At 45.4% G+C, this 17,448-nt stretch carries 18 protein-coding genes; 11 read left to right on the top strand and 7 right to left on the bottom strand.

Annotated elements, in window-relative coordinates:
* The first annotated feature begins 598 nt into the window (after positions 1–598).
* On the top strand, positions 599–1,285 hold the full coding sequence (locus tag KDW_RS15295) for a hypothetical protein (protein WP_162005258.1): 687 nt from the start codon (positions 599–601) through the stop codon (positions 1,283–1,285).
* Between the two features lie 556 nt (positions 1,286–1,841).
* Here the strand turns inward: KDW_RS15295 and KDW_RS15290 are convergent.
* The 4 genes from KDW_RS15290 to KDW_RS15275 form a co-directional block, all read right to left on the bottom strand.
* A complete protein-coding gene (locus tag KDW_RS15290; RefSeq protein WP_151756756.1) occupies positions 1,842–2,294 on the bottom strand; it encodes a hypothetical protein in 453 nt (150 codons plus the stop codon).
* An 11-nt stretch (positions 2,295–2,305) separates the two neighbouring features.
* Positions 2,306–4,573 carry an AfsR/SARP family transcriptional regulator gene (locus KDW_RS15285; RefSeq protein ID WP_162005257.1) on the bottom strand — a complete coding sequence of 756 codons (2,268 nt, stop codon included), beginning with the start codon at positions 4,571–4,573 and terminating at the stop codon, positions 2,306–2,308.
* Between the two features lie 296 nt (positions 4,574–4,869).
* Complete coding sequence (locus KDW_RS15280; RefSeq protein ID WP_151756754.1) at positions 4,870–5,133, bottom strand: hypothetical protein; 264 nt, start codon at positions 5,131–5,133, stop codon at positions 4,870–4,872.
* The gene (locus KDW_RS15275) at positions 5,130–5,357 is read right to left on the bottom strand and encodes a hypothetical protein (RefSeq protein ID WP_151756753.1); all 228 of its coding nucleotides are present in this window, start codon (positions 5,355–5,357) and stop codon (positions 5,130–5,132) included. Before KDW_RS15275 ends, KDW_RS15280 begins: the two co-directional genes overlap by 4 nt.
* 143 nt (positions 5,358–5,500) lie before the next feature.
* Here KDW_RS15275 and KDW_RS15270 point away from each other — a divergent pair, with 143 nt between their 5' ends.
* The 4 genes from KDW_RS15270 (at position 5,501) to KDW_RS34950 (ending at position 8,215) form a co-directional block, all read left to right on the top strand.
* Positions 5,501–6,652 (top strand): helix-turn-helix domain-containing protein, encoded by a 1,152-nt coding sequence (locus KDW_RS15270; RefSeq protein WP_151756752.1) that lies wholly within the window; start codon positions 5,501–5,503, stop codon positions 6,650–6,652.
* A 137-nt stretch (positions 6,653–6,789) separates the two neighbouring features.
* The gene (locus tag KDW_RS15265; protein WP_151756751.1) at positions 6,790–7,332 is read left to right on the top strand and encodes a hypothetical protein; all 543 of its coding nucleotides are present in this window, start codon (positions 6,790–6,792) and stop codon (positions 7,330–7,332) included.
* A gap of 305 nt (positions 7,333–7,637) precedes the next feature.
* Positions 7,638–7,988 (top strand): hypothetical protein, encoded by a 351-nt coding sequence (locus KDW_RS15260; protein WP_151756750.1) that lies wholly within the window; start codon positions 7,638–7,640, stop codon positions 7,986–7,988.
* Positions 7,989–8,086: 98 nt separating this feature from the next.
* The gene (locus KDW_RS34950; RefSeq protein ID WP_269822446.1) at positions 8,087–8,215 is read left to right on the top strand and encodes a hypothetical protein; all 129 of its coding nucleotides are present in this window, start codon (positions 8,087–8,089) and stop codon (positions 8,213–8,215) included.
* Positions 8,216–8,529: 314 nt separating this feature from the next.
* Here the strand turns inward: KDW_RS34950 and KDW_RS15255 are convergent, their stop codons facing one another.
* The gene (locus KDW_RS15255; protein ID WP_151756749.1) at positions 8,530–8,880 is read right to left on the bottom strand and encodes a hypothetical protein; all 351 of its coding nucleotides are present in this window, start codon (positions 8,878–8,880) and stop codon (positions 8,530–8,532) included.
* A 49-nt stretch (positions 8,881–8,929) separates the two neighbouring features.
* Complete coding sequence (locus KDW_RS15250; RefSeq protein ID WP_151756748.1) at positions 8,930–9,469, bottom strand: competence protein CoiA; 540 nt, start codon at positions 9,467–9,469, stop codon at positions 8,930–8,932.
* 377 nt (positions 9,470–9,846) lie between these two features.
* Between KDW_RS15250 and KDW_RS15245 the strand changes: the two genes are divergently transcribed.
* The 6 genes from KDW_RS15245 to KDW_RS15230 all read left to right on the top strand — a co-directional run bounded on the left by KDW_RS15245 (position 9,847) and on the right by KDW_RS15230 (position 14,539).
* Complete coding sequence (locus tag KDW_RS15245) at positions 9,847–10,302, top strand: hypothetical protein (protein ID WP_151756747.1); 456 nt, start codon at positions 9,847–9,849, stop codon at positions 10,300–10,302.
* A 16-nt stretch (positions 10,303–10,318) separates the two neighbouring features.
* The gene (locus KDW_RS15240) at positions 10,319–10,876 is read left to right on the top strand and encodes a hypothetical protein (protein ID WP_151756746.1); all 558 of its coding nucleotides are present in this window, start codon (positions 10,319–10,321) and stop codon (positions 10,874–10,876) included.
* A gap of 358 nt (positions 10,877–11,234) precedes the next feature.
* Positions 11,235–12,047 carry a hypothetical protein gene (locus tag KDW_RS31765; RefSeq protein ID WP_162005256.1) on the top strand — a complete coding sequence of 271 codons (813 nt, stop codon included), beginning with the start codon at positions 11,235–11,237 and terminating at the stop codon, positions 12,045–12,047.
* A 170-nt stretch (positions 12,048–12,217) separates the two neighbouring features.
* Positions 12,218–12,367 carry a hypothetical protein gene (locus KDW_RS33855; RefSeq protein ID WP_233097807.1) on the top strand — a complete coding sequence of 50 codons (150 nt, stop codon included), beginning with the start codon at positions 12,218–12,220 and terminating at the stop codon, positions 12,365–12,367.
* Positions 12,358–12,900: an ISAs1 family transposase gene (locus KDW_RS15235; protein ID WP_233097794.1), complete on the top strand. Its 543-nt coding sequence runs from the start codon at positions 12,358–12,360 to the stop codon at positions 12,898–12,900. Before KDW_RS33855 ends, KDW_RS15235 begins: the two co-directional genes overlap by 10 nt.
* A gap of 541 nt (positions 12,901–13,441) precedes the next feature.
* A complete protein-coding gene (locus KDW_RS15230) occupies positions 13,442–14,539 on the top strand; it encodes an alpha/beta hydrolase (RefSeq protein ID WP_151756744.1) in 1,098 nt (365 codons plus the stop codon).
* Between the two features lie 102 nt (positions 14,540–14,641).
* Here KDW_RS15230 and KDW_RS15225 read toward each other — a convergent pair whose 3' ends face one another.
* Complete coding sequence (locus tag KDW_RS15225) at positions 14,642–17,416, bottom strand: NACHT domain-containing protein (protein WP_162005254.1); 2,775 nt, start codon at positions 17,414–17,416, stop codon at positions 14,642–14,644.
* Positions 17,417–17,448 lie beyond the last annotated feature (32 nt).

Here is a 17,448-nt window from a genome sequence, read left to right as displayed (position 1 = left end):
TTCTCTTTGTAAGCACATTGCTATCTCTGATCATAGCAAGTCAAACTCCTACCAGACTCCTGCGGGGTGGCTGGATTTTATCATTCATTCCTACCAGGCATCTCTGCATAAGTGTAAATAGTACAGGTACACGGCCGTGTTCAGTTTTCGTCAAATCGTGCGCCATGCTCGTTGAGAGGTTGGGGTGAAGGCATTGTGTTCTCATTTTCAGTACCCACTTTTCTACCGATGAAAAAAGAGGAATGAACAAGCAAAACATGAATAAAAACTAGAGCACAGGGATCCACATGCTGCCATCTAAAAATATGAGACTGTCCGTAAACAAATATTTATGCATAGACAAATACCTCTTTTTTCACAGTTAAGTGCAAGTGGTGATTGTCCCTCGCCTTTATCAACTCTCCTCCTATATAGCACACCATCGCAGACTGAAAACAATGTGTTCAACCAACAGAGCCTTGACAAACGAGTAATTTGGTGCTAATTTGTTGCTTATAAGCAACAAATTAGCACCAAATTACTGGAGGAAATTATGAATGCACCATCCCGTATTTATCTCAGCTTGAGTCCACGAGTACGTAAGGCACTTGATCTCTGTGTGGCACTTGATGGAAGCCCATCAGCATCCTACGCGGCCAATGTGTTATCGACAGCTTTGATGCAAGAAATTGAGAAGAGTCCAGCACTACAAGAGCGTTGGGCAAAACTGGAAAGGGAAGCACTCCAAAGAGGTTCATGGGACTTTTCTTCTCTAGATGGCATACCAGCACCAACATCAGCACCAACCATGGAATTAATTGAACGCAAATTCTTTCTGGTTGGATCTCACCCACAACACTACCTCCATGGAGTAAACATTGAAAACATCACACCACTCACAAAGAGCGTCTTCCTTCGCTCTACAGAGCAGGCAGGCGAAGGCTTTGCGACACTGATGATGAAAGTTGATGCTGAACCCTATTTAGGAAAACGCGTTCAGTTCTCAGCCTTGGTCAAAGCAGAGAATATTGAAGGATGGTCAGGACTCTGGATGCGTATCGATGGTGCCCAGGTCAATGCTCTGGACTACGACAATATGCAAGATCGTCCCATTCAAGGAACGCAAGATTGGCAACAGTATGAGGTAGTTTTGGATGTGCCAGGAGAGAGTCTTGATATCGCCTTCGGCCTGTTACTACAAGGCAGAGGGCAAGTGTGGATACACAATGTTTCACTTCGTGAAGTAGGAGAAGAAACCCCTGCCACATCTCATAAAGATTCACAGTCACAGATAATCAACCATTGAACACATAAAAAACACCAATCGTCACACTTGGTTGTGCTATAAACATTACCACACCTGTCAGTGTCTAGCAGTACCGCTCTATCGAAGATGATCACGGTTCAGGAGATGCATTCAACTACTCAATAACCAAATCAGTTGCAGCATCTCCGATCAGTGATTGAAGCTGTAGAGGGAGAGCACCCATATTTTTCATTTTTTGCTGGAATAAACGCATTTAATCAATTCTGGATATTAAAATACACAAAAACATCATACTGATACGCATCATTGTTGAGGTAAAGAAGGTTAGTATGATCGTATTGACTCACATATATCCACGTTCTCTTCTCTATGCCCCCTACCCTCCTGGCTGACTTTCCTCACTCTCTAACACCCGCGATGATCGCGTGCCAGACGAACTAACACGATAACACTGCGTCCTTAGAAGAGCGAATATACTCTTCTAAGGACGCAGTGAACAACCCTTCTTCCACATAAATTACTTTCTCATTTCATCTCCATTTGCTACTAACTTCTTGTACAGAAACGAAAAGTATGGGAAGTGATAGACTAATAACTATTTCTTTATCAAAGCTTTGATGCTATAGAAAAAGCCTAAGAGAGTTATTGTTATATGCAACCCGATCCAAAGAGCATTTAGGCGGAGATTGATGAGATATGGATACTGTTTTTTATGTTCTTTTTCTGATTTGACAAGCAATTCTTCTACTTGTTCATTTGGGTGCAATATATCTAATCGAGCACGTAATTTCCTGGCACGATGAATATGGAATTGTTGTCGTTCATAAAGTTTGAGGCTTGTCATAATGCCATAGATACCTGAAAGAAACATCCAAAGAGTCAATGGAAGGATTTTTCGTTTTATCCCGGTGAGAGCATATATACAATGTGCAACCGAGGCAACAAAAAAGTTGCTGGTGGCGATTGCCATTCTTTTATCTTCTGCTTGTCTCCCTAGCAACCAATTTTCTTCCATTGCGCGCATTAAAAATTCGTGTGTCTCCGCCATAGATAATCTCCCTAATTCATTTCTGGTGGAAAAAGAGTGGCGAGTGCTCGCACCTTTGCTTCATGAGGCCATTGGTGGCACATTTTTTGATAGATCATCTGGCTTTCTTGCAATCTTTTTTTGCTGTGAAGTTTCATGGCTCCCTCTATCCCTTTCGCTAAAAGCGTAGAGGATAGCTCTAAATCTTGCTGCATGAGAGCCGCTTCAGCCTGACAATTCATAATCTCAATCACGGTCCGTTCAGAGGCCAGACCTTTCAATTGCAAGGTATTCACTTCATCAAAAATGTGTAAGGCTTTATCTGGTTGGTTAAATTCTAGATAAATCAATCCACCATAATGATTCAATGATGTAATTCCACAATCAGCGAACGTAAAGCTGCTATCATCCTCCGGCTTTTCGGGAAAAGTTTCTTGTGCTAATCCCAGGTAATCAAACGCCTCTTTTTCCTGTTTACAACGGGCATAAGCAAGAGCCAATCCCAAGTAGGTACGGCTACGCAATAGAGGAGAAACATCATTGATGGAATTTAAGGCTTTCTGATATGTCTGTAGCATCTTGAGAGGATAGTTTGCATCAAGATATTTGGTTGCAAGATGTTTTAAGGCTGCAACGTACAAATTCACATCATCTGCCAAACGACTATAGTTCACCGCCTGGACGCAACACCATTCGGCCTCACTATAATTTTGTTGCAGGATCGTGATTAAACCAGCAAGGATGTATCCTTCTGTAGCAAGGTGAGCAAGCTTTTTTTGATATTTAGAAGGTTGCTTGACTAATCGATCTAATGAAGGAAGCCAGGTACTCAGGACAGACTGCACCATGACAATATTACAACCGTTCATAAGTTGCCAGCAACCAGAGATATTCGCATCACACTGTGAAATAAACTGCTCAATATTACTCGCAGTGCTTTGTAAGGAAGAGGGAGATAAAAAAATTGATGCTGTTGCCATACCAAAAATTTGTTGGAGTAATTGACGCCGTGGCATATCCATATCAAAGCCTCCTCCTAAATGTGCAGCTGCCGTCATTATACCTTCTGAGATGGCAGTAGAAATAGAAGGCAGTACTTTATCATTCTCGGCCGATAACAATGGGAGAGATGCGTGATGGTCCTCTAAGGTCCGAGATAGACGCCGCCATAACGGTGCTTGAGACAAACCGTCAGGCAGAAAAAAAGGCTTCCCATTTTCTACGGAGGCGTTTTTCTGCATAAAGGTCAGTTTAGCTTCGTCTCTGTTTTCGTTTCCGACCGCTCTTATTATTATAGGCTGTGTATTGACAATTGAGAAGGGAGTCAATGCCTCATCTTTCTCCTGACCTCGATGTGAATGCAAATTCTGGGCTATCTCGAGAGTTTGAGGGTCAGGCGCTTCCTCCTCCATAGCTAATCGTTCACACAAACGTTGATAACAATCAAGGGCTTCTTGCACACGCGCATTCTTACCAAGCAATTCCATCAGGGGTCTAAGTATATCTTCATCGGTAAGATGGGTCTGCCAATATTGGCGCAAAAGCATGATCGCCTGTTCTTCTCTATTCTCTCTATCACTAGAGAGATAAAAGTGATGAATCCTATGCACACAATGTCGTAAATACCCTTCGATTTCCAAACGCTTGTCCTTCGCCCAATCACTATAAGGTTCATCAGACAGATAGCTCCCTTTTGATGCAAGAGCATGAACGTGTTCCCAATAAGAACATGCATCTTTTCCTTGTTTTTCTAAGGACACTGCTTTTTTAAAAGAAGAAATAATACTATCAACATCAAGCCAGAGAAGCGGTTCTCCTGCAAGCTGATAGCCGGGACCACTTTCGCGATGGTTGCGCACATAGCTTACAAGCACTTTACGTACGTTTTCATGCCAACTGATGCTCTGGGAGCAGAGTAAATGGCGTAAGAGATAGACGACATTATCAACGCGGACAAATCCTCTCCCCCATTCTTCTTCATCATCGCTTTCGTAATTTCTGGTGCTAGACAGATGCTCTGTAAGCCAATCTTTCGATGCGTAATGCCCAGGCAAGCTTGCTAGCATCTTGAGTAATGTAAGCCCTGTACTACTTCCTTTACGAGAACGTTCAAGGGAGACAGTATGATAGTGTCCTAAAGATGATTGAGTATCCGCCATATATAATACTTCGATTTTCAAGCTTCCGCAGGTGGTTACCCTCACTAATGGAGATGGAACGTTGTCCAAAATTCCTGCTTGCACCCACTTAATAGGATATATTCCATGCGGTTCCTCGTTCAAAGAAATCTCTTTCAACACTATCTCCTGGCCTCCTCAAAAAAACGCATTTAATATCATTTGCTGCTCGATTATTAATGAATAGAACATTTTAGGCAATATTTTTGAGTATATCACAGCCTAAACGGTAAATAAATAGATTTCGTCAGATATTTGGTATGAAGTAACAGTGGTAAGCATGACCGGATTTCATGAAAAAGGCTTCTTCGCAAGCACCTTTTTGCAAAACATCCAAGAGAATGCTCGTTGGCTAAACACTTTTATATGTGCCTATCATTGTGTCCTCTCCATTAAGCCAGCGCCATCTTGTTGGGTATTCAGAAAGCCTCCCTAATCTGGATCTGCTTTCGCGCTATCTGTGTACCAGATAACGCCGAGTATGCTGCCAGGACATGCTGAATCACAGATTCCGAGGCATAGCCACCCAGAGAGATAGCATAGACAACCCCAGGGGCAACCTGTGCGAACGATGCAAGGTCATCATTAGTGATCGGTGTCTGTGGATGCGTAAGATTATACTGCTGTCTGATGGCCAGCAATGTGACTGGCGAAGACTCTTTCACAATTGGTATTACTTTCATCCTTGCACCTTATCCATCACCTGATTGTAGGTCGTACAGACAATTTCGATCGCTTGTCTCTCGTCAATAAACATCATCAATTGATCTTGAATGCGATCAGCCTGTTGCATTTTCTTACGTATAAATTCATGACGAGCATTACCAGCAGAAAACTCATGCATGCCATTGCGCATACTGGTGTATTCATCTTGCAGTCGTTGACGCAATCTGACAACATCTGACATCGCGTTCTCCTTTCCAGTTCATATGACTATTTACAAATATCTACATTGCATTTATCATAATAAAGAAGAATGCACGACTTGAGTAGTAACACCTGTCACGAGAGTGTTACATTTCTGTTACAACAAGACAAAGGTTTACTACGATGGAAAACAAGCTTTTTGGGGATTTAGTCAAAGCGTATCGCCTCCAGCGTGGCTGGAACCAGCAAGAACTCGCAGATAGATGGGGCTTCTCGCGAGAATATGTTTCGCTGATTGAGCGTGGAAAGCGCAAACTGGGACAAGATGAGCAGCTACAACGCTTGATTGATATTCTGGGGATCCCGCCGGAGAAATTAGAAGCGGCGGGGCGACATATGCCAAAAATGAAGGCCGCACCTATACAGCCAGCAGATGGAGATGACGCACTCTTTCACGCTATTTTGTCGCCAGCACAGGCAACCATCAAATTATCCTGGATCGTGTGGAATGCGGATAATAGCACGCCAGATATCGTGACCAATCTTGAAAAGCTTGTACTCCAACTAGAGGATGCCTTTACAAAATATCGAGGTCAGTTTGTACGCCCGGCGCAAGAATTAGAGGCATACGCCCATGAAATGCTGGGGAAAATTGCCTTTGATCATTTACGCCTGCCAGAAGCCAGCCTCCACTTTCAAGAAATGTTGGAATTAGGCGAGGAATTACAGGATCCAGACATTATCACCCTGGCCATGACACACCAGGCCGACCTCCTCCGCAAGAGATCCCGCTACGAAACCTCATTCCGGCGTTTTGCGATGGCTCAACCATGGGCCATGAAAGCCTCTCCATTTGTACGAGGAACATGGTATAAAGTGCAGGCCCGCGCCTATTCGGTGTATGGAGACGAGCAGAGTTTCCTGAGAAATATCGATGAAGCCCAGAACATTGTCGAGAATACGCCGAGGACGCTCGATACCCTCTCCAACCAATTTGATCTGGTTGAAGTATTACAAGAAAAAGCACAAGGACATACAATCCTCTGGCAACCATTGAAGGCCCTGGATATCTATGCCATCACCGACACGCTCCGGCCCTTCCGACCACTCCGTGATATGGGCTCCTATACCATCGTCAAAGCGCAAGCCTATACCTATGCTGGTGAAACCGATGAAGGAGTCAAATACGCCATCCGTGGTTTGGAAATGGCTCAGCAGTATCAATCCAAACGCCATATTTCGCGCATCCAGGGCATGTATGACCGACTTTCGGTGACACCACTTGGGCGCAGTGCCAAAATGAAAGAGCTCCACACCGCACTCGTAGAAAAGTAAGAAGAGCAATCTTATGGTAACACCAAGCTATTATGGTATTCGCTTTCAATGATAACAAAGCATTATGGAGTTGCCCGTTTTTGGAGGGAACCCGAAAAGATACCATTAAATCACATAAAAGAGGAGAATGTGGAGCAATGATTAAGCGAGTTATTCAGGTAATAAGTATTATTATTTCCCTTTGTCTTTTTGTGGTTGCTTGCTCATCACCTTTTGCGAAAACCCAACCAGCACCAGTTCCTTGTCTTGCCATTGACAGCAATATCCCATCCTATCATGTCATCCCTTCTCAGGGAATTCCAGCGCAAGCAGGTAGCAGAATCATTATTAATTGGACGCTTTATAAACCAGGCCCAAATATCCAAAGCTCCACAACACCAGTCGACAAAATTCAACGAGCAGTTATGCGAGAAATGCTCTATGGACCTTTTCCTTCAAGGAATGCAGTTGATCATCTTGCAGGACAAAACACCAATGCCGCAAGTAGAGGGCAAGTTATTGTATCATCTCAGCCAATTATCACAAGCGGATGCAATAACCAATCATTTACAAGTAGTATAATCTTTCCAAAGCAACTTAAAGGTGGCTATTATGATCTTTATATTGAAGGATCATCTTCTTTTGCTAGTGGAACTAGTACAATTGGAAGTGAGGTACCTATTCATATAAAAGCTGACTAATAGAGGTCGGCTAAAAGAACAGCAAAACAAGCGTTAAAGACCTATGATGGTAATATTTCCTTGATGAGCTTTTCTTCAAGAGTCGCAAGGTACCTTTCGGGCGATTTACGGAAGCAGTATTGCATACGCCGGGCTTCGTAACGATGGTTCAGTTCGCTCCTCAAGGTACGCCAACGGGTAAGATCGGTTGGACAAAGCGCTGAATAGACTGGTGCGAACTGGATAGCTTGAAGGATATGCAAGTGTAGATTTTATGGTATGGTAGCAGTAAAATGTCATGTATTAAGGCAAAGGAGAAACCACGCATGCAAGACACACATTCGCGACACGGTGAATTAATCCACGCCAATACTCCATACACCTATGAGCGCCTATCAACAGCCCTAAAAGCACTCTCAAGCATTAATTCCCTGAAAGCCGTTAAAGCTGTTGTGAATAATGAGTCTGTTCACACTATGCCAGCAAATACTCTTGCCGAACTCATTGAAAGCGATATTTTAGCGCATAATGGTGACGACTTCATGTTGAATCCATCGTGTCCTGCCGAGGCACTAAAAGTGATTTATTCCATTCTGGAGCACACCGACAATCCACAGGACACGGGCAGGTCGGATGCAGTCCTAAAAGTAAAAAGCCTACTTACTTCTAACCAATAAATCTCACATGTAAAATAAATCACCATACACGTCACCCACCACTTGCCCAACAATTCAAGGCTTTTCGGTGGGTGATTGCGTGGTAAGGAGTGCTCAGAATGAATGAACAAGAAATGGAACTGGCATCCAGGGCCGCAGTCCCGATAGATGACATAGACAAGCTGCATCGAAGCCCAACAAAGGGCTTTTCTATCATCTGGTTGGATACGGTGGAGCGCCCGGAATAAAATTTTACATGTATTCTTTGTGATATCTCCTGTAGGGTAAGCTTACGTCTATCTGCGCATGTCCTCTGCCTCTGTATCCCACGGTTGCTCCCAGAGAGATTCCTGTACCGGAGCCGATACCGACGCCTCAGGCATTTCTTGTACGGCTGACAACAAGGCCCGAGTTCGCCGGGGTTGGCCATGCATGTTCAACAAGTACAGGAAGCGCTGCGCAGCAGGATTTGTGAGATCATATGCTGTCCCCGCGGCGTGTAAGCGTATCAGGCGCTGCCTAAGGATGTGCCATAATATGGGGGAATCTTTGTGCTGTTGTGCTAGCTGGCCAGCCGCAACCGACACGATCGGTTGCTCAAATCGTTGGCTGGTGACCTGGAAGTCAAAGCAACGCAGATCATCGTGATCTCCCCCTGAATGTGGATCATGCGCTGCAAGGGGGTACGAATAGATGGCCATGCCCGCGGCCAGAAGAGGCCCCAGGAAGGAAGGGTCTCGCTCGCATATGCGGTATGGAAACTCAGTGCGGCGATGGTCAGGCGCGTCCCTCGGAGGACAACGACATGGGGTGCCTTGATGGGGGGCGAGTGCATGTAGAGCGGAGGTGAGAAGCAGCAAAAGAGCAGCTCTTCACAATCGCCATTGGGCCAGAGGCGGTAGGTGTGCAGCACGGGAGCCTCCATTCCTGCCGAGCGGGGAACCAAGATCTGGCCAGCCTTACTACTCAAGCGCATATTGAATGCTGAGGCTATAGCCAAACGTCTCGACACACCACTGCCGATTATGGTCTTTATCCGCCTCGCCACCCAGCCACCAAACAACATCGATCCCCATGGACGTGTAGTCATTGGTGCGTTCCTCCAACTCTTTGGTTGTAATCACAGCTAGTTGAATTTCATGTGCCTGGCGTACGCCAGTGGGAAAGGTCACCAACAGGTCGGCGACCCGCCATATGGGCTGCAGTTTGACCTCTAACTCGATCGTGGCCTGGGTGTACTCAGGGAACTCCTCTTTCAAGTGATGTTGAAGATACAACTTGCCATGACGATGGGCCGCGGTTTCCGGGTGGCTCTGATACTGCGTTGTACATTGGGCGCGGTGGGCAAAGTGTGGTTGGCGGATCAGCCCGACACGCAGGAACAAGTCAGTGCCACACAAGGGGCAAATACAATCCTGTTGGTTGATATCACTGTGAGGTGTCTTGTGCTGAGTAATATCGATGCGCTCTCCGGTCGTGCGATGTTCCGCTACGAATGGCATAGAGCCCCCTTTTCATTAGGAGTATCTTTTACAGCAATATACGTTATGGATGCTTATATTATATTGAAAAGTGATAATATATACAAGGATGCGTGTAAAAATCACCCTAGAAGCAATTTTTATTATAGGCAAGCTATTGCGCTAACGGATGTAGTAGTAACGATGACATATGTATGCGGCCCTCACTTTGCTTGTTTCAGAGCTGATTTCGGCGGATTGGTAATGTAAGGGTTCTGCCAAATATGGCAAGATAGTATTGTAAAATTAACTTTTACTTACTAGAAATGCTTCACAAGTGAGGAGTATATAAGCTAGAATAAGAAAGTGAAATTGCAAGTAGTGCGTAGTAAGAAGTATTGTAGAAAGGGATATTCACCATGCAGCTTACTTATGATCTCGGGCGTTTTTTTCGGAACATCTATATCACGGTTATGTTCATTCCACTCTGGATTGGCAGCGCACTGTTTCGTGTACCGGGAGTGGCTGCTCCCCAATGGTTACAAGATCACTGGGTTCTGTTTAGCATCCTGGTGTTCCTTCAGGGTGCGTTGATGTTGTGGTATTTTGTCGAACTGCTCATCAAAGAACAGCGCAAGGGGAAACAGACTCGGACTCTTGCTATAAGCTGTTTCGTTTTAGCAGGGACCCTATTCGTGATTGGCTTGGGCGCAATTCTCAAGTCCAACGGGATTGCCTGGGGAGAGGGGCTCTTATTTGCTGGGACTATTGCCTCTCCGTTGTTTGTAATTTGGATTCTCTCTGTTTATTCACATGAGCGAAAACACGATGATCAGCAAACACAGCCAGCGCCAATGCAACCAGAACAGCTGTAAGAAAGTAGGAGGATAAATGGATCCACTCAGCCGTGAGTTCCAAGAGAAGGTTCATCGCGAATCATTAATGGTACGCACAGATCTTGTGATAGAGATGCAAGTTCCGGGTCGTTCTCATGCATCACAGATCCCACTCATCTGGATTGATGCGCTTCCCAAGCCAGAGGTGGCAACACTGTGGCAAAAGCATGAGCAGTATGGTGAAGGCGACCAGCTAATACGCTGGCTGTATTTCCTCAATTCGGAGACTCCAGATGAATCTACCTTTTATCTAGATATTCAAGTCACCATCCCAAATGTGCTGCATGTACAATACTTTATTGCATTTCCTGTTCTCGAGCATGAGGAACTGATTGAGCGGCTAACACGTGTCAGCGAATTCAGCGTTATGACTGATCCTGGCGAGGAGTATAAAAAACTCATGCAGGGGAAAGAACGACAGCGAATCGATGCGGCCCAACTGCACTTGCTCCGACAAGGGTTAATGTACGAGTGCCCCAGTGAGGCAGATCGGCAAGAGCTGCAAAAAATGTTGAATCAGTGGCGCAGATCGGCCGGAAGAAGAAAACGGTAGATATGCATGCCTCCCAAACTACCTCGACTTTAAGGGCTATAGCAGAGCCCGCTAGCACTGTGGATTTAGGCAAAGGAAAAGCAGGTATGTTCCTCTTTTGAGGAATATACCTGCTTTTTTGTTGTCAATGAGAAGACCGTTAGACGATCTTACTGTGTTGAGTGATACATTTTGGGTACTAAGAGAGACGGTAAAACCGTCTAATGGTCTTCTCATAACTAGACATAGTGCCAGACTCTATACACCAGGAACCGGCGCATATTTGTGCCTGATACAGGTCATTAGACTTTGATGTACAATTCGTAAGTATTGGAAGTGTCTATCGATATTAATATATATTCTATAGGAGATGGTCATTATGGATGATGAACGTCAAGAAGATAATACTATTTATTCAGGTAGCGACCTGACTACACCAGGATCGCCCTATGAGTCCTATGCCAAGTGGTATGACCAGAAAAAACCAACACAGTATGCTTTTTCTGAACCAATCCCGATTCCACCACCGCCACCAGATTGGAAACCATCAACCCTCTCATGGCGTACACTCGTGATTGTGGTTCTGGTTAGCTTGCTAATTGGAGGCGGTTCCTTCTTTGGATGGCTGAAGTATTCTCAGGTGTTGAGCCCTGTCCAGAAAACAACCGGCGCAACAACACCAGCTCCTACTCACACGCCAATGTCAATTGCAACGCCCACTGCTGATAGAAATCAATCATTGCAGACCTCGGATTTTGATAAATTTTTACATAATTTTCGTGTTGCCCTCTACGATGATAAAAACTACGATGCCGTGCAGAAAGTTACAGATACAAACAATTTTCAATATGCAAGCATTGCTGAGGGCTCTCCTTTAGATTGGAAGTTCATTCATGACCATCTTGTGAATGGGGATATGACTCTATTAATCAGCGATCCCATCTGGACACCTGAGGTTGCTGGTTACAATTGTGCGGGCCGTCTATACGGGCCAAATGGAGTATACGTAAATGGACATGCGGTTATGGCTATCCCGAATGCAAACGTGAAATATGACCTTGGAACATCCTACTCTTCTCATCTCGAGTTTGATTCTCAAGGTGCTAGTGAGGTTTTTGTTTTTGAACAACCCAACCAATCAGGGCAATGGTTTTGGCGGGGGTATACCTATGGAAACATTTCCAATTGCTAGGAACAGCAAGAGAAGGGAGAAGATTTGCACCGCCCCTGGTGTGGGGTCGGTGCATTTTTACACATATCCTGGCCTTACCTCCTCTTTGTATCGCTTTCCCCTAAACCACTTTTCTGTTTATTTATGTACTTTCTATGAGGTCAAGACGGGGATTGTGTTGGCACAACGAGATGAGAGAGAAAGAAAACGAGATCAGTGCGCTCAAAGAGATGCTCACACCGGACCTGATCAAAGGACGGACTCTCAGCGCCGATGCGATGTATACGCAACGTTTTTTTGCCAGCACGTCACTCGGAGTGGAGGCAAGTACCTGCTCATAGCCAAGGACAATCAACCAACCTTGTGGAAAGATCTCAAGCTCTTTTTTGAGGATCATGCCGCCGATGTGCGATGGCAATGCCACCGGGATGTGAGCAGTGGACATGGCCGTTTGGATATTCGTGTCACCACCTGTAGTCCTGATTTGCGTGACTATCTGGCCCAGGATTGGTGCGGCATTGGGCAAGTTTTTTGTCTTGAACGAACGAGTATCCAAAAAGGAACACCGACAAACAGAGAAGTGCACTATGGGATCACGAGTCTCGCTCCCACCCAAGCGGATGCTGAGCGCATTGGAACCTTGCACAGAGCCCACTGGGCCATTGAAAATCGGCTCCATCGACGCCGAGATGTCACCTTTAAAGAAGATGCATCACAGATCCGAACCAAGCATGCTCCTGCGATGCTCGCGGTGCTTCACAACACCATGCTAGCGTGTATGAATGTCCTGGGAGTCAAAAATGTGGCGTCGCAACGACGCTTTTACGACGCCCATCCATGGGATGCTGCGCACTTGATTTTTCAAGGGTTCTGACTTTCAAAAAGCCCCGATAGGTGCATATACCTTCCAATTTCATGAGGATGGAAGCGGCGTGACTATCCAGGCAGACACATACGGGTTTGTCACAGATACGTGGATATTGAATCTGCCAACAATGAACTCTCTAGAAAAAATTGTCGCGCATCATTGGTATTTATTGGTATTTATTAGCATTGATGCAGTGTAATGCAATAAACTTATTGAAGCACAAGCTTAATGTGCAGGCTGGTATTGAACACCCCGATAAAACAGAAATCGATGAATCAACATACCTTTCTTTACGGAGATGCTAAGCACGAAACTTAATTCATAGGAGAGTGTATTCCATACATCGATCCCTGTCATGGATATCCTCTTTTCCTACTCGGTCCTCTCCGAGTAGGAATGTTGGAAAAAATATGATAAAAAGAACATGAACTCTTACTTGTTCAAAAAATAGTATGGTAACACGTGCAATTCTTCAGATGGGCTACCCACGATTGATAGCACTTCAATAACACCCCATACAGAACTTTTCATATCAAAGGGACGGATTATGTTTATTCTCGGACTTATTGTGCTTGTACTTCTTATCATTATATTGGCTGCTATTATCGGTATCAGTTGGTACATCTCAAATAGACTTCTCCGTCGTACTCCCACATCGAAAGCTTTGACTATTCCAGTTACAGCTATCAATGATCAGACGGTTACGCTCAAAAACACCAAAAACACCAGGCGTCCAGGAGTATTTGGCATCATGGGGGCCGAGGGACAAGCTATTGTTGGTCCTATTCTCTCATCTGACTCCGAGACCGTCACACGCAAGCTCGTTCATTCGACAGGTAAGCTACCCACGAACGCAAATGTGGCTTGGAATACAACTATCTATGGTGGATTACTGAGAGATCAACTAGAACTGACGATACAAGATATTCTTATTCCCAGTGTTCCTGGTGACTTGCCTGCCTGGTTTGTGCCTGGCAAACTGGATACCTGGGCTATTCTGGTTCATGGCGCCAGCGGAACTCAAGAACAGGGACTGCGCTTCTTTCGGACGCTCTCAAATTTGGGTTTTCCTCTGCTTGATATTACCTATCGTGGTGATGAAGGTGCTCCAGCCAGCTCCGATGGGCTGACACATCTTGGCGATACTGAGTGGCAAGATCTTGAAGCAAGCGTCAAATACGCATTGGAGCATGGCGCTCAACATATTCTACTTTATGGGATATCGCTGGGAGGATCAATCGTAGAAACGTTCCTGGACCGATCCTCGTATGCGCACGCAATTCAAGCCACAGTGCTCGACTCTCCTGTGCTGAATTGGCGCGCAACAATCAATGCTCTGGTAAAGAAAAATCATCTTCCCTCATTCGTGGCAAGTATCACAGAAAAGATTATCTCAATGAGAACAGGTATTCATTTCGATACGCTTGATCAAATGGGGAAGAGTCAGGTACCCACCCTCTTATTCCATGGCGTAGGCGATACGACAGCACCCATTGCCGTCAGCGATACGTTTGCTACTGCTCACCCCCATGTTATCTATCACCGTATTGCAGACGCGGACCACACCCAGTGCTGGAATGCAAATCCTGAGGAATACGAGGCAAAACTGCGCTCATTCCTGGCACAGGTGCCTGCAACCATTTAAGGTACATCTTCATCCATGATCATCAAGAGAAGAGACCATTAACTAGATAGCCAATAGTCTCTTCTCTTGATGATGCCCATAATATTATCTATCCTACGAGGCTCAGGAAGGATCATCCTGGCGTTCATAAAGCCGTGCAAAATGTTCTTGTATCAAGCGGTGAGTAAACATGTACCCGCCACCGACTTTCCTCACCAGCGCGTCCGCCTGGACGGTCTCCAGGAAGCGCACAAAACGAAGCGGCATAAAACCAGCACGCCAGAAATACCATCGAAGGGTGTAATGCTCAATCCAGGCAATGCCTCCATGGGCAATGACGAAGATCACAAAGAACATGATGGCAAGCATAACGGCAAATGCCATGCCCATAACTGGCCATGCAGGCAGGCGTCCAATAAGGCCAAAACCGATACCACAGGCCAGGCCACTCGCAACTCCTCCAATTGGAGCAAAAAAGCAGGCACCAATCAGCGCATTCCGCCCCGAACGTAATATACCTTCGTTCGGTTTTGTGTGTTTCTCAGGAGGCAAAATCGTACTCGACCAGCCACTTTGAAGCATGCTGGTGAGAAAAGCGGCAATGCCTACAATTAAACCACTGATCGTACCGAAAACGAGCCCGTACCGAATACCATAACGCACATTGAAAAAGAACAGGCTCGTCACAGACGCAATAACCACACTGACACAGATACCTGTAACGAGCGCCACGAGCACGCTTTTTTTACTATTTTCCTTCATATCCCCAAACATATGGGACCATGACCATAAAACGGTTTCAGCCGGTTTGATCGTCTGAGCCAACGCTGGAAATAAATTGGTGCCTCCACCAAATCCGTAGGCAGCAAAAAAGAAGAGGAAGACGATACAGCTATAAATCAAGGTTGATTGCTGGCTCACCTGTAACAATTCCTCAACTACCATGAAACTAAGCGCTCCAAAAACGCCAAAGGTAAGCCCATCAATCACGCGATCCGTAAAAGATGCCTTTTTCGCTGGCACTGGTTCCTTTTGTTGCTCCTCGTAGCGTAGACCTGCACCCATTCCACGTAATAATCCCATTAGTATGCCAAGGAAAAATCCAATACCCAGGCCATATGAGATACCATGTTGAATACCACCAACAATACTAAAAAATGGAATACCTATGATGCTGATGACCCCTCCAAGTTTGAAGCCAGCGCGCAGCCCACTGAATAAACCATATCGAATCGCTTGTGGGGTCAAAGTTGGAATCGAAGGGCTACCCACCAGGATCGTTACAAGCCAGATCACAATACTCAGAATAATAATCAGGCTTGCACCACCTTGACTACCTCCTCCAATACCTGGTGCCATCCATCCCATCATCGTATTGCCTTCACCACCTCCAAACAGGCCCAGAATACCATTCCCTGAACCAACCACACCGTTCTTGAGCCCTCCCTTCAACCACGCGGCCAATGCGCCCAAAACAATACATTGGAGAACGGTGATAAATCGAATAACGGTCCTCTGATATCCATGGAGTTGGGGACTATTTCCAAGCCAATCAGGTTGCATTCGTTCAATATAAAATTCTGTCTGATTATGCTTCCGCATCTGCCAGGCTAACCAGGAAAGCCATGGCTTAATCTGTTCAGGTGGATAGTGTTGTCTGGTCTCACGGCGAAGCAATCGCTCAATATATTGATCAAGCACAATAGCACGTGAAGAGTGAAGCTCTTGAGCTTCCTCAGGCGTCATATCACCATAACTATATGCCAAAATACTTAACATCAATGGCGTCGAGGCCATTTCTTGCAGGTCCTCATCAGCTTGCAAGGCGACACGCATTGCCGCCAGATCCTCACCACTCCTAGAAACATAGTCGTCGATCTGCTGATGCGTTAATGGTTGCACCACAATAGCATTGCCAAGGACAAGACCCTCTGGCAATGCATTATAATCTGCGCTCCGACAGCAAACAACCAGCGGAACTAATCCATGCTCCTGCCGATAGGCATTAATCGCCTCAACACATGCAGGCCGCACAGGTAGATCAACCTCATCTAATCCATCGAGCAAAGGGAATACCTGATCATTCGTAACTAAAGTTCGCGCCAGCGCAACTGGCACTTGATACTTGAGATTTAATTCCTCAATCAACCAGTCTATCAGTGGCGCTCTTTTCTGCGCCCATGAGGGCAAATTAAAAATGATCGGTATCGGTAATTGATCATCATTCAATGCGCGTTTCACCAGACTTTGGGTCAATTTTAATAGCAGGGTTGATTTTCCAGATCCAGCCTCACCCAGAATAAGCAATTCACCAGAAGCCTCATCAAAGACGTCAATGATTTGCGTTCCTTCTGGATAAGAGAAAGTCATCTTTTGTGAAAAATCATGCGAGGTACGCCATGGGTTTGCAGTTGCATCTGGCCGTTGCTGAAAACGTAATGGTATAAGCGGCGTTGCTGACAGAGGCTTCAACACGCCAAAAATCCAACGTGAACGTATCCGTTGCAAGATACGGTATCGATTGATATCTCGTGGAACTGTTACCGGCTCTTGATCCCAATCAGCCTGCTCATCAACTATAGGAAGAGGAGTGGCTTCCGAAGTAGGAGTAGGGCTATCGGTTTCCATTTCTGGGGTAAGGCTATATTCGTCAGTTCTATCTTCATCTTCTGCTTCATCAAGGACAGATGTAAATACAGCTAATTCTTCCCATGGCATTCCCAATACCTCGGCTATTCTTTTCTGCGTCCTTACAGATGGTAATCGGCCTGCTCTTTCCCAACTCCTCACAGTTTGAACATCTACATCTAGTTCTGCCGCCAGGCTACTTTGGGTAAAACCGTGTTGTCGTCGAGCGCGGCGTAATACTCCTCTTTCTTTTTTTTCTGATTTATCCATAAGGGTGCAATAGCTCTCTTCATTCTTTCTAG

Origin of the sequence: Dictyobacter vulcani, assembly GCF_008974265.1 — a bacterium.
In the GTDB taxonomy this organism is placed as follows: Bacteria; Chloroflexota; Ktedonobacteria; order Ktedonobacterales; family Ktedonobacteraceae; genus Dictyobacter; species Dictyobacter vulcani.
Note: the sequence above shows the minus strand (reverse complement) of the source record. Positions and strands in the feature narration are given on the sequence as shown.

Excerpts from the sequence above, each read along its gene's own strand:
- KDW_RS15290 (WP_151756756.1), bottom strand. The coding sequence starts at position 2,294 with ATGGCGGAGACACACGAATTTTTAATGCGCGCAATGGAAGAAAATTGG.
- KDW_RS15280 (WP_151756754.1), bottom strand. The coding sequence starts at position 5,133 with ATGAAAGTAATACCAATTGTGAAAGAGTCTTCGCCAGTCACATTGCTG.
- KDW_RS15275 (WP_151756753.1), bottom strand. The coding sequence starts at position 5,357 with ATGTCAGATGTTGTCAGATTGCGTCAACGACTGCAAGATGAATACACC.
- KDW_RS15270 (WP_151756752.1), top strand. The coding sequence starts at position 5,501 with ATGGAAAACAAGCTTTTTGGGGATTTAGTCAAAGCGTATCGCCTCCAG.
- KDW_RS15265 (WP_151756751.1), top strand. The coding sequence starts at position 6,790 with ATGATTAAGCGAGTTATTCAGGTAATAAGTATTATTATTTCCCTTTGT.
- KDW_RS15260 (WP_151756750.1), top strand. The coding sequence starts at position 7,638 with ATGCAAGACACACATTCGCGACACGGTGAATTAATCCACGCCAATACT.
- KDW_RS34950 (WP_269822446.1), top strand. The coding sequence starts at position 8,087 with ATGAATGAACAAGAAATGGAACTGGCATCCAGGGCCGCAGTCCCGATA.
- KDW_RS15250 (WP_151756748.1), bottom strand. The coding sequence starts at position 9,469 with ATGCCATTCGTAGCGGAACATCGCACGACCGGAGAGCGCATCGATATT.
- KDW_RS15245 (WP_151756747.1), top strand. The coding sequence starts at position 9,847 with ATGCAGCTTACTTATGATCTCGGGCGTTTTTTTCGGAACATCTATATC.
- KDW_RS15240 (WP_151756746.1), top strand. The coding sequence starts at position 10,319 with ATGGATCCACTCAGCCGTGAGTTCCAAGAGAAGGTTCATCGCGAATCA.
- KDW_RS31765 (WP_162005256.1), top strand. The coding sequence starts at position 11,235 with ATGGATGATGAACGTCAAGAAGATAATACTATTTATTCAGGTAGCGAC.
- KDW_RS33855 (WP_233097807.1), top strand. The coding sequence starts at position 12,218 with ATGAGAGAGAAAGAAAACGAGATCAGTGCGCTCAAAGAGATGCTCACA.
- KDW_RS15230 (WP_151756744.1), top strand. The coding sequence starts at position 13,442 with ATGTTTATTCTCGGACTTATTGTGCTTGTACTTCTTATCATTATATTG.
- KDW_RS15225 (WP_162005254.1), bottom strand. The coding sequence starts at position 17,416 with ATGGATAAATCAGAAAAAAAAGAAAGAGGAGTATTACGCCGCGCTCGA.